This window comes from Pseudomonas syringae group sp. J309-1, assembly GCF_032582135.1.
Classification (GTDB): Bacteria; Pseudomonadota; Gammaproteobacteria; order Pseudomonadales; family Pseudomonadaceae; genus Aquipseudomonas; species Aquipseudomonas quasicaspiana.
Genome location: NZ_JAWHNU010000023.1, coordinates 15108 through 27447, shown reverse-complemented (window position 1 = coordinate 27447; position 12340 = coordinate 15108). Strand labels below are relative to the sequence as shown.

10 protein-coding genes are annotated in these 12340 nt (G+C 58.2%); 3 read left to right on the top strand and 7 right to left on the bottom strand.

Annotated elements, in window-relative coordinates; translation table 11 throughout:
• Nucleotides 1–22 precede the first annotated feature (22 nt).
• Nucleotides 23–1027 carry an asparaginase gene (locus RX972_RS14370; RefSeq protein WP_316876218.1) on the top strand — a complete coding sequence of 335 codons (1005 nt, stop codon included), beginning with the start codon at nucleotides 23–25 and terminating at the stop codon, nucleotides 1025–1027.
• Nucleotides 1028–1301: 274 nt separating this feature from the next.
• Here RX972_RS14370 and RX972_RS14365 read toward each other — a convergent pair whose 3' ends face one another.
• From RX972_RS14365 to RX972_RS14345, 5 genes are read right to left on the bottom strand one after another with little or no spacing between them, the layout of a single operon-like run.
• The gene (locus RX972_RS14365; RefSeq protein WP_231665580.1) at nucleotides 1302–2258 is read right to left on the bottom strand and encodes an isoaspartyl peptidase/L-asparaginase family protein; all 957 of its coding nucleotides are present in this window, start codon (nucleotides 2256–2258) and stop codon (nucleotides 1302–1304) included.
• On the bottom strand, nucleotides 2258–3031 hold the full coding sequence (locus RX972_RS14360) for an amino acid ABC transporter ATP-binding protein (protein WP_095093048.1): 774 nt from the start codon (nucleotides 3029–3031) through the stop codon (nucleotides 2258–2260). Before RX972_RS14360 ends, RX972_RS14365 begins: the two co-directional genes overlap by 1 nt.
• Nucleotides 3028–4116 carry an amino acid ABC transporter permease gene (locus RX972_RS14355; protein WP_316876216.1) on the bottom strand — a complete coding sequence of 363 codons (1089 nt, stop codon included), beginning with the start codon at nucleotides 4114–4116 and terminating at the stop codon, nucleotides 3028–3030. Before RX972_RS14355 ends, RX972_RS14360 begins: the two co-directional genes overlap by 4 nt.
• Nucleotides 4117–4124: 8 nt before the next feature.
• Nucleotides 4125–5279, bottom strand: coding sequence for an amino acid ABC transporter permease (locus RX972_RS14350; RefSeq protein ID WP_122396669.1), 1155 nt, complete (start codon nucleotides 5277–5279; stop codon nucleotides 4125–4127).
• 29 nt (nucleotides 5280–5308) lie between these two features.
• Complete coding sequence (locus RX972_RS14345) at nucleotides 5309–6304, bottom strand: amino acid ABC transporter substrate-binding protein (protein WP_373562242.1); 996 nt, start codon at nucleotides 6302–6304, stop codon at nucleotides 5309–5311.
• 197 nt (nucleotides 6305–6501) lie between these two features.
• Between RX972_RS14345 and RX972_RS14340 the strand changes: the two genes are divergently transcribed.
• The gene (locus tag RX972_RS14340; protein WP_099270115.1) at nucleotides 6502–7374 is read left to right on the top strand and encodes a LysR family transcriptional regulator; all 873 of its coding nucleotides are present in this window, start codon (nucleotides 6502–6504) and stop codon (nucleotides 7372–7374) included.
• Between the two features lie 210 nt (nucleotides 7375–7584).
• On the opposite strand, the gene RX972_RS14335 is transcribed toward RX972_RS14340, so the two are convergent.
• Nucleotides 7585–8469, bottom strand: coding sequence for a bestrophin family protein (locus tag RX972_RS14335; RefSeq protein WP_099270332.1), 885 nt, complete (start codon nucleotides 8467–8469; stop codon nucleotides 7585–7587).
• Nucleotides 8470–8697: 228 nt separating this feature from the next.
• Here RX972_RS14335 and tkt point away from each other — a divergent pair, with 228 nt between their 5' ends.
• Nucleotides 8698–10773: a transketolase gene (gene tkt, locus RX972_RS14330; RefSeq protein WP_316876212.1), complete on the top strand. Its 2076-nt coding sequence runs from the start codon at nucleotides 8698–8700 to the stop codon at nucleotides 10771–10773.
• Nucleotides 10774–11044: 271 nt separating this feature from the next.
• Here the strand turns inward: tkt and RX972_RS14325 are convergent, their stop codons facing one another.
• Complete coding sequence (locus RX972_RS14325) at nucleotides 11045–12256, bottom strand: YeeE/YedE family protein (RefSeq protein ID WP_316876210.1); 1212 nt, start codon at nucleotides 12254–12256, stop codon at nucleotides 11045–11047.
• Nucleotides 12257–12340: the final 84 nt, after the last annotated feature.

Sequence of the window (12340 nt, the reverse complement as noted above, 5' to 3'; positions counted from 1 at the left end):
AAAGTCATACCGGAGAAGAATCATGACTCATGAACAGCCACAACCCGCTCAGCGAGTCATGGTTCTTTATACCGGTGGCACTATCGGCATGCAGGCCAGCGCCAATGGCCTGGCACCTGCATCGGGCTTCGAGGCACGCATGGCCGGGCAACTGGCCGAACTGCCTGATCTGGTGGTGCCTGAATGGCGCTTTCGTGAGATGGCCCCGCTGATCGACAGCGCCAACATGACACCGGCCTACTGGCTGCGTCTGCGCGAAGCAGTCATCGACGCAGTTGATGTCCACGGTTGCGACGCGGTGTTGATCCTTCACGGTACTGACACGCTGGCGTACAGCGCCGCCGCCATGAGCTTCCAGTTGCTGGGGCTCCATGCTCCAGTGCTATTCACCGGCTCAATGCTGCCTGCTGGCGTCCCGGACAGCGATGCCTGGGAAAACGTCAACGGCTCACTGGTCGCGCTGGGCGAAGGTCTGAACTCAGGCGTGCATTTGTACTTCCACGGTGAACTGCTGGCACCGACCCGTTGCGCAAAAATCCGCAGCTTCGGTCGCCATCCGTTCGCAGCGCTGAACCGCGCCCACAGTGGCGAAACACCGGCTGTGCATCCTGCACAGCTGGATTATCGCCTGCCTAAAGTCGCGGCCAGCGTCGCCATCCTGCCGTTATTTCCAGGTATCGGTGCAGCACAACTCAACGCTGTTATCGACAGCGGCATCCAGGGGCTGGTGCTCGAATGCTTCGGCAGTGGTACCGGCCCCAGCGATGACCCGGCTTTCCTGACCAGCCTGGAACGCGCCCACCAGCAAGGCATCTGCGTCGTTGCAATCACGCAGTGCCATGAAGGCGGTGTCGAACTGGACGTCTACGAAGCGGGAAGCCGCCTGCGCGGTGCTGGCGTGCTGTCCGGTGGCGGCATGACCCGTGAAGCAGCGCTGGGCAAGCTGCATCTGTTGCTGGGTGCAGGCTTGCCGCTGGCTGAAGTACGCCGGTTGGTTGAAGTGGATCTGTGCGGGGAGCTGCGCTAAGCGCAGCGAACACTCGAACCTGTGCAGACTGTGTGAAAACTACTGCGCTCGGCAATACTGCGTTAAAAACAGGCGAAAAATGCTCATTTAGAACACCTAGACTCCGCTTTTTCGCCTGTTTTTGCCTTGTCTTGCCGTCGCTCGCTACGTTTTCACACAGTCTGTGTGGGAGCGAATTCATTCGCGAAGGCGGTGTGTCAGAACCAGATACTTTTCTGGAATGCCCTCTTCGCGAATGAATTCGCTCCCACAGTGCCTACAAAACGATCAAGTCTTAAGCCAGATGCAGACGATCATCCTCTGCATAAATCGCGGTATGCAAACCACCCTGTTCATCACGCCACGCGCGGTACATGCCCGGTGTGTTGAAGCTCAATGCGGTTTCGCCGGTTGGTGATACGGCAATCACGCCACCGTTGCCGCCCATGGCTTTCAACTCACCTGACACCACCGTGTCGCAGGCCGTATTGAGCGTTTCGCCGGTCAGCAGCACGCGGGACGCGATGTTGTGGGCCACTACGGTGCGGATGAAGAACTCGCCATGACCGGTAGCGGAGATCGCTGCGCTGCGGTCGTCTGCCCAGGTACCGGAGCCAATCAACGGCGAATCGCCGATACGGCCGAAACGTTTGTTGGTGATCCCGCCAGTAGACGTCGCCGCAGCCACATGACCGTGACGGTCCAGCGCGACGGCACCCACGGTGCCGAACTTCTTGTCGACGCCGCCTGGCTCCAGCGAAACGCTATTGGGCTGTTGAAGCTGAGTCTGCCACTGACGGCGACGTAGATCCGTGTCGTACCAGTCGTTGGCGACACGCTCCAGATTCTGTGTTTCCAGAAACGCATCAGCGCCAACGCCCGCAAGCAAAACATGCTCGCTGTGCTCAAGCACGGCGCGGGCAGCCAGGATCGGATTGCGCACGAAATGAATCCCCGCCACGGCACCTGCCTCGCGGTTGGCGCCGTGCATGATTGCAGCGTCCAGTTCGTGATCACCGGTGTGGGTGAACACCGCGCCTTTACCGGCGTTGAACCACGGGCACTCTTCCAGCTCGATAACCGCTGCCTGCACGGCATCCAGGCTGCTACCGTCCTGCTCGAGCAACGTCAGACCCGCTTTCAGTGCCCGCAATAAAGCCTCGTGAATGGCTGTTTCGTCTTCCGGCGTCAGCAAACCCGGAGTCAGTACGCCCGCCCCACCGTGCAGGGCTATAGCAATAGGGTTGGCCATCACGCGTGGACTCCATGGTCGAGGATCTGATTGAGGAAACGACGGGTGCGCTCGGATTCCGGCGCAGAGAAGAAACGATCCGGGGTCGCCTGCTCGACGATTTCACCCTGATCCATGAACACGACACGGTCGGCAACTTTGCGGGCGAAACCCATTTCGTGAGTCACGCAAATCATCGTCATGCCTTCCTGAGCCAGGCCAGTCATGACTTCCAGAACTTCGGCAATCATCTCCGGGTCCAGTGCCGAGGTCGGTTCATCGAACAGCATGACCTTGGGCTGCATGCACAACGCACGGGCAATCGCGATGCGCTGCTGCTGGCCACCGGACAACTGCGACGGAAACTTGTTGGCGTGATCGCGCATGCGCACTTTGTCGAGCAGAGCCAAAGCGCGCTCGATGGCTTCCTTTTCGGGCACCCCGAGGTTGGAAGTCTGCGGCAACGTACAGTTCTTCAGCACCGTGAGGTGCGGGAACAGGTTGAAATGCTGGAAACACATGCCGACTTGTCGGCGAATGCGCTCCAGGCGTTTCACGTTGCCATCCAGCACTTCGCCCAACACTTCGACGGTGCCTTGCTGATGCTGTTCCAGTTGATTGATGCAACGAATCAAAGTGGATTTGCCCGAACCCGAAGGACCGCAAATCACCACTTTCTCGCCCGGCTTGACCGACAACGAGATGTCCCGCAGGACGTGGGATTGGCCATACCATTTGTTCAGTTGCTCGATACGCACGATAGGGGCTGCGTCAGCCTCGCGATGATCAGTCATGAGCGGTTCTGTTCCAGTTTCTTTTCAAGGTGCCGGGCATAGCGCGACAGTGCGAAGCAGACGACGAAGAAGTAGATCGCCAGAAAAATGTAGATCTCATGGCCATAGCCCACCCATTCCGGCGCTGCGGCGGTGCTCATGGCGATACCGACGATGTCCAGCACGCCGACGATCATGACCAGCGTGGTCTCCTTGAACAGGCCGATGAATTGCGTCAGCAGCGGCGCAATCGACTGTTTCAAGACTTGCGGCAGGACAATCTGGCCCATGGTTTTCCAGTAGCCAAAACCCAACGCCTGAGCCGCTTCGTATTGGCCCTTCGGCAGGTTCTGCAAACCACCACGCAGGGTCTCGGCCATGTAGGCAGCGGTAAACAGGATCAGCACCAGCTGCACACGCAGTAGGATGTCGAACGCAGAACCCGGCGGCAGAAACAGCTGGATCATCAGCGAGGCCATGAACAGCAGCGAGATAACCGGCACAGAGCGCACCAGCTCGATGTACATCACGCTCAGGATGCGAATCACGGGCTTCTTCGAGCGCCGCCCCAAGGCCAGCAGAATCCCGATGGGCAAGGCGAAGATCATACCCACCGTGCCCAGAAACACCGTCACCATCATCCCCGCGAACTTGGTCGACGAAATCTCCGGCAAACCCGCGCCGCCTTTGAGCAACCACCACATGACCACCGGCAGTAGCGCCAGATAACCAATCAGCAGGCGACGATCCAGGCGCTTGAAGAACAGCAGCACGAAGGCGAAAACCGCCAAAAACAGCGCCAGATTGACCCGCCAGCGCTCGGCCTCCGGATAGAAGCCATACACGAACAGGTTCCAGCGCTGGGTAATCGGCAGCCAGCACGCGCCATGGGGATTGCAGTCGGTGCGTGCAGTACCGACGAACGTGGCATCGAACACCAGCCAGTTCAGCGCTGCCGGAATACTCCACAGCAGCAACACCAGCACGGCAACGGTCAGCAAGCTGTGACCCACGCTGGGGAACAGATGCTCGCGCGTCCACTTCCGAACTCGTACCGGCAGTGGTTTAGTCGGCGGCAAGCGCGCAGGGGATGCTTGATTGATCATGTTCATCCTCAATGGCCTCGCTGACCGATGCGATGGTTGTAGATGTTCATCGCAATGGAAATCAGCAGGCTCATGACGCAGTACGTGCCCATCACCAGCGCGATGCATTCAATGGCCTGACCGGTCTGGTTCAAGGTGGTGCCACCGGTGGAGGACACCATTTCCATGAAGCCGATGACCACACCCAGAGATGAGTTCTTGACGATGTTCAGGTAGGTGTTGGTGACCTGCGGAATCATCGGATAGATCGCCTGCGGCACGATCAACTGGCGCATGGTCGGCCCGTATTCGAAGCCCAGTGCCTTGGCGGCCTCGTATTGGCCGCGCTGCACCGACTGGATGGCGCCACGGACAATTTCGGCAATGTAACTGGCGCTGTAGAAGGACAACGCCAACCACAAGGCCAGCAGTTCCGGCACCAGCGCTACGCCACCTTTGAAGCCGAAACCTTTGGCAACCGGGACTTCCCAGCTCCAGTGCGCGTCGCTCAGGGCATACACCAGCAGCGGTAACAGCACCGCACCCGCCAACAGCAATGGCCAGCGGCGTGGCGTGAAACTGCGCCATTTGGCCTTGGCATCACGAAAGCGACAGGCGATCAAACCGAGCAAAACGCCCAGCGCCATCAATGCCAGGCCCCAGCCCACCAGTGAACCTTGTGCAGGCCATGGCAATATCAACCCGCTGTTGCTCAGATAAGCCACATCGAAAATCGAAACCGCCTGCTTTACACCGGGCAACGCCAGCGCCAGTCCGTACCACCAGACCAGATGCACCACCAACGGCACATTGCGCAGAAACTCGATACTCGCACCGGCCAGGCGATTGATCAGCCAGTTCTCGGAAACCTTGCACAGACCCAACGCCACGCCCACGACGGTAGCGGTCACGATACTCATCACCGAGACCAGCAGCGTATTGAGCAACCCCACCAGATACGCACGGCCGTAGCTGTCGTTGGGGGTGAAGTCGATCAGTTTGAAGCTGATGTCGTAACCGGCACGCTGTGACAGAAAGTCAAAGCCGGAAGCAATGTTCAGCGCTTTCAAATTGAGACTGGCGTTGTGCGCCAGCACGTAAAACACAGCTGCAACAATGGCCAGAACCAGGCCTTGCTGCAGCACGCTCAGCACTCGAGCGTTCTGCAAGCGTTGGGTCCACATGACAGTGATTCCGTTGGAGAGTGACGCGATCAGCGGATTGGTGGCGCGTACAGCAGGCCCTGATCTTTCCAAGAGCGGTTAAGGCCGCGAGGGAAGTTCAGAATGGTTTTCTCGCCGAGGTTACGGTCGTAGATTTCGGCGTAGTTGCCGACCTGCTTGATAGCGCGATACGCCCAGTCGTTATCCATACCGAACGCCTTGCCCACCGAACCTTCGGTGCCCAGCAAACGCGCGACGTCCGCCGAGCCGCCCTTCTTGGCGCGCATCTCATCGACGTTGGCCGAGGTGATGCTGAACTCTTCGGCAGTCATCAGCGCATAGGCGGTCCAGGTCACGATGTTGCGCCACACGGTATCGCCTTGAGCAACATAAGCACCCAACGGCTCCTTGGAGATCACTTCAGGCAGTAACGCGTAGTCTTGCGGGTTGTTCATGACGGCACGGCGTGAGGCCAGACCAGACAAGTCATTGGAAATTGCGTTGCAGCGGCCACTCTGGAAGGCTGCGAACAATTCAGGGCTTTTCTCGATGATCACGGTTTTGTACGTCAGGCCGCGCTGGCTGAAATAATCGTCGAGGTTCTGTTCCGAAGTGGTGCCAGGTGACAGGCAAAAAGTCGCGCCATCGAGGTCAGTCAACTTCTCGATACCATCTTTGGCGTGGGTCATAAAACCCTGGCCGTCGTAAAACCAGACGGTGGTGAAGTCCACACCGAGGCTGGCAACGCGATCCGCCGTCCAGGAAGTCGCGCGGGACAGCACGTCGATTTCGCCAGAGGCCAATGCAGTGAAACGGTTCTTGCCGGTGGTCGCGATGTATTCAACCTTGCTTGCGTCGCCCAACACAGCGGCTGCTACGCCGCGGCAGAGGTCAACGTCCATGCCGGTCCATTGGCCCTTGTCATCAATCAGGGAGAAACCTGGTTTGTCACTGGCAACGCCGCAACGCACAGCACCGTGCGCTTTGACCTTTTCCAGTACACCCGCTTGCGCACCTGCAGCACCCACGAGGCTGATCAGCAACATTGACGACTTGATGAAAGTCTTAAGGCCATTCCGTTTTTGCATAGCATTGCCCCTTCTACGACAGATTTTTCTAATTATGGATGAACCACGATGGATCGGCAGGTGGCGATTACCTGCACAATAGCCATACAAAACCCGCATGCGTTAGCGACTGTTGATCCACTATGCTGGTCGCGCTATCGAATTTTGGAATAACTATGGATATCGATTGGTACGAAGACTTTCTGGCCCTGGCCGATACGGGCAAGTTTACCGCCGCTGCCAGCATGCGCGGTTCATCGCAATCGGCGCTGAGCAGACGCATCCAGTTGCTCGAAACCCGCCTGGGCGCGACGCTGATAGATCGCAGCAAAAACCCCATCCGGCTGACCGCTGCTGGTGAGGCGCTGCTACCCAATGCCTCGGAGCTGGTACGTCTGGCGCGAGATTGCGAGCAAAGCGTGAAGATCATTGACCGCCCCCTGACCTTTGCCTCGCTGCATACCCTGGGCTGCAATTTCTTTCCGGACTGGATCAGCCAGTTCTCGTCCGCCGAGTCGCCCATGTTCACCCGCATCGATACGGGCTATCGCAGTACCGATGATTACTACATGGCGCTGATGTCCGGCCGCTGCGATTTCATCCTGTTCTATCGCGATGCCCAGACCGAGCCGTACTCCCGACAAAGCGAATTCGAAGAGCTGTCGCTGGGCCACGATGAACTCTACTGGGTCGCCACGCCAGAAGTGGCAGCTCGCTGCGCCAACTCCGATGCGCCCATCCCATGGCTGACCTATGCCCGCAGCGCACAACTGCATGACCTGTCACACAAACAGGTCAAACGCCACCCGCAACCGCACCGCCTGCGCCGGGTATTCGAAGCGACAGTATCGGAAGCCTTGAAGCCGATGGCGGCTGCCGGACACGGCGTGGCCTGCATGCCACACACCATGGTTGCACCGTTGATCGAGCGAAAAGAGTTAGTGCGCCTTTACCCGGAAATGGAGTCCGATCACCTGGAAGTGATTCTGGTGCGCTGGCGGGGTAACAGGAATGCCGAGGCGGATGCGTTTTGGAGGCGGATTTCTTGAATGCAACACAGTCTGTAGCCTCCGATCTGTTGGAGCGAGGCTTGGTCTGGGCGGCACTCCGACGAAGAACGATAACGCAGTGCTCCTGATATACCGAGTTGTCTAGTTCGCGGGCAAGCCTCGCTCCAACAGATCTCCTCGGCACATCAGGCAGTTATATGCAGTTAGATAAAGCGCCCGAGCCGTAACAAATCCTGCATCAAAACTCGCTTAAACCGTGCACTCAACCTTCGCATCCCGAAGCATGGACTCCAGGTTGCGCTCGATGTTTTCGCACAGCTTGGTCATCTGGATTTCATGCTCGCTGGCTTTGAACGGGCTTTGCAGGTCGGTGCCGATCTTTTCGATGGCCAGCAGCATGAAGCCAACGACAGTGGACGCCAGCGGCGTATACCAGCCCAACGTGTCCACCAGACCAATCGGCAGGATTACGCAGAACAGGCTGATGAACAAACGCGGGAACGCCACGTAAGGGTAAGGCAGCGGCGTATTGGCGATACGCTCCATGCCGCCCTGGCAGTTGGAGAGCTCCACCATTGTCGATTCGAGACGCGCCAGACGGATGCTGTCCAGACGGCCGGCTTTGTACTCTTTGGCCAACAGTGCGGCCGAAGTATTAAGTATGTCGTTGGGGAAGTTGTTGGTTTCGTGCCTGCGTGCGTATTCCTCGCGGGTTATCAATGACTGTACTTCGTCGCCACAGGATTCACCCTTCAGATGCGCAGACAGGCATTTCACGAAGGCCACATGGCGACGCAGCAACACTGCTTTCACGGGATTCAGCTCGCCTTCATCCTCAACCAGCGTCAGCACCTGACGGGCGAAGCTGCGGGAGTTATTCACCATCGCGCCCCACAAGGTACGTGCTTCCCACCAACGGTTATAGGCACTGGAGTTGCGAAAGCTGGTGAGTACCACCAGCGCAGAGGCCAGCAAGGTCAAGGGCAACGAGGGCAAGCTGATCTTGCGATCCAGAAACAGCATGAAGTCCGCCGTGACCACGATGTCCCAGATCAGCAGCCAGAACAGTGACCAGCCTACGTAACCAATGGTTTTGATCAGAAATCGGTATTTGTCGATGATGGCTTGCTTCAAAACGATTACCTCATGGGCTACTGCGTAATACACGCCGCTCACCTGCTTCGAATGCCATTGAGGTATATGGTTCGCGACTGACCGCATAAAAGCTGAACCGTTTAATGTTCAGTTAAGGTTGGGCCGTAATGGCCATCGGACAGCCCCAAAATACAATGAACAAAAAGCCCTCGGCTGCGCTCCACACTTATCTGGATGTTCAGCAGCACGTCACTGAGGGTAAATTCAATGGGCTCGTCTTTTTCCAGCGAACAACGCACCGCACGCGACCAACTCTGTATCAACACCATTCGCACCCTGGCCATGGACGCCGTGCAGAAGGCCAACTCTGGCCACCCAGGAACGCCAATGGCTTTGGCGCCGGTGGGCTACACCGTCTGGAATCAGTTCCTGCGCTATCACCCTGAACATCCGGACTGGCCAAATCGCGACCGTTTCGTGCTGTCGGTTGGTCATGCCTCCATGTTGCTCTACTCGCTGCTACATCTGGCAGGCGTGGTTGAAATTGATGAGCACGGCAAACCATCAGGCAAACCAGCGATAAGCCTTGAAGACATCAAGCAGTTTCGCCAGATGGACTCCAAAACCCCCGGCCACCCGGAATACCGCATGACTACGGGCGTGGAAACCACCACTGGCCCACTCGGCCAGGGCTGCGCCAACAGTGTCGGGATGGCGATGGCTGAGCGTTGGCTGGGCGAGCGCTTCAACGCACCTGAACGCACACTGTTCGATTACAACGTGTACGTGCTGTGTGGTGACGGCGACATGATGGAGGGCGTGACCGCTGAGGCGGCCTCCATGGCCGGACATCTGAAACTTGCCAACCTGTGCTGGATCTACGACAACAACACCATCAGCATCGAAGGCCACACTGAGCTGGCCTTCAGCGAAGACGTGCAAACCCGCTTTGAAGGCTACGGCTGGAACACTCTGCATGTGGCCGATGCCAACGACACCGAAGCGTTGGCCCGGGCCCTTGAGGTGTTCAAACGCACCGATGACGCGCCGACCTTGATCGTAGTCGACAGCGTGATCGGCTTTGGCTCGCCCAACAAACACAACACCGCAGCGGCCCACGGTGAGCCCTTGGGTGACGATGAAATCAAGCTGACCAAAAAAGCCTATGGCTGGGACGAAAACTCCAGCTTTCTGGTGCCCGACGAAGCGCGCACCTGGTTGCACGACGCCCTGATTGAGCGCAATGCCAGCGATTATGAAAGCTGGCAAGGCGCGCTCAATAAGCTGGAAGAAGAACAAGCGGATCTGGCCGATGAGCTGCAACGCATGCGCGCTGGAGAAATGCCCGAGCAGTGGCAGGACAACCTGCAAACCTTCGAGACCGACGCCAAAGGCATCGCGTCGCGCGCTTCCGGTGGCAAGGTCCTCAATGCCTTCGCGGCGAAAATCCCCTGGTTACTGGGCGGATCGGCTGACTTGTCGCCATCGACCAAAACCAACCTGACGTTCGACGGCGCAGGGAGTTTTTCGGCTGACAATTACAGCGGCCGCAACTTGCACTTCGGTATTCGCGAACACGCCATGGGCTCGATTGCCAACGGCATGGCGCTGTCTTACGTACGACCCTACACCTCGACGTTTCTGGTGTTCAGCGATTACATGAAGCCGCCGATTCGCCTGGCGTCGATCATGGAGTTGCCGGTGATCTTTGTCTTCACCCATGACTCTATCGGCGTTGGCGAAGACGGCCCGACTCACCAGCCTATCGAGCAATTGACCCAGCTTCGCGCTACGCCCGGCTTGCTGACACTGCGCCCCGGTGATGCGAATGAAACCGCACAGGCCTGGAAAATCGCCTTGGCGCAAACCAGTCGTCCGTCTTGCATTGTGCTGTCTCGCCAACCGCTGCCCACGCTGGACCGCACGCAATACGCGTCGGCGGAAGGACTGGAGAAAGGCGCTTATGTGTTAGCCAATGCCAAAGACGGCGAGCCTGAGGTGATTCTGATTGCCACCGGCAGCGAGGTTGGCATGACCGTACAGGCGTTCGAGCAACTGAAAGCTCAAGGCGTTGCTGCACGCGTGGTATCGATGCCGAGTTGGGAGTTGTTTGAAGATCAGGATCAGGCTTATCGCGACAGCGTCTTCCCGCCCTCTGTCACCGCCAGGGTTGCGGTGGAACAGGCTGGCCCGCTGGGTTGGGATCGCTATGTGGGTAACACGGGCACCAAGGTCACGATGAACACCTTCGGCGCCTCGGCACCCATCGACAAACTGCAGGCCAAGTTCGGCTTTACGGTGGAGAACATTGTGAAGCTGGCGAAGGAGCAGTTAGAGCAGTGATCCCTTGTGGGAGCGAATTCATTCGCGAATGCGGTATTCCAGACCTATAGATCAGGTCGGATGTACACGCTTCTTCGCGAATAAATTCGCTCCCACACAGACTGTGTGAAAACGTAGCGAGCGACGGCAAGACAAGGCAAAAACAGGCGAAAAAGCGGAGTCTAGGTGTTCTAAATGAGCATTTTTCGCCTGTTTTTAACGCAGTATTGCCGAGCGCAGTAGTTTTCACACAGTCTGCACAGGATTTGCTACAGCAGGTCAATGGTGTCGATTAGCAACCGCTCAACGCAACCTGCGGCTTCTCGCCCGGGAAGAAGAACGGGCGGAATTTGACGCCCGCCACGTTGCCAATGTACGCAGCTACCAGCCACAACCAGCCGTGCAGGCTGCCGGATGCGATACCGCTGAAGTACGCGCCGATGTTACAGCCGTAGGCCAGACGTGAACCGTAGCCCAGCAGCAGGCCGCCGATCACTGCCGCGACGATGGAGCGCGTCGGGATTTTCAGGTTGGGTGCGAATTTTCCTGCCAAACCAGCTGCCAGTAGCGCACCGATCATGATGCCGATATCCATCACACTGGTGATGTCTTCCCACACTGGCGCGGCCAACGCCTTGGCATTGGCGGGCATCTGCCAGAAGGCCCAACTGCCTACATCGACACCCAGAGAACCCGCGACCTTCGCGCCCCACAGGGCAAACGCCGAAGTGATGCCCCAAGGGCGACCGGCCAGGGCCAGGGTTGCGTAGTTAAGCAATGCCAAACCAATCGCGCCCCACACCAGTGGCCATGGACCGTGCAGGAAGCGGCGCAGGCCGACGTGTTCACTGGTCACCGCGGCTTCCAGTTGGCCGTGACGGCGCTTTTCCAGGCGCACAGTCACGAATGCAATGGCAGCGAACACCGCCAGACTCAGCACCAGCGCAGGGATCACACCAAAGCTCTTAACGATGGATGTTGCCGGAAAAGACGGCAGTGCAAACCACCAGTCAACGTGATGAGTCGCAATCAACGAGCCGAGGATGAAGAACAGCAGGGTCACCAGCATCCGTGCGTTACCGCCGCCCGCCGTGAACAGGGTCCCGGAAGCACAGCCGCCGCCCAGCTGCATACCAATGCCGAAGATGAAAGCACCAAATACAACCGATACACCTGCTGGTGCAACCAGACCATTCACTGGCTGACCGAACAACGTCCCCGCGCCCAACGCCGGGAAGAACAGCACCACGGCGATGGCCAGCATGATCATCTGCGCCCGCAAGCCAGCACCGCGCCGCTCACGAATGAACACACGCCATGCGGAGGTGAAACCAAAGGCTGCGTGATAAAGCGTCAAGCCCAACGCCGCGCCGACGATGAGCAGGAGCACCTGACGCACGCCAACGCTGCTCAGCAGAAACATCGCGATGAACAACAACAGGAAAGCAGCAATGAGCGGCGCACCGGGCTTGCGAGCCGGTGCCGCAGCAAGAGAAGTACTCATGGGAGGTCTCGGTTTAAAAGGGTAATAACGGCGAGTATATCGCGCACAAGCTTTCGTGATCCTGCCGAACTATCGGCAAACACT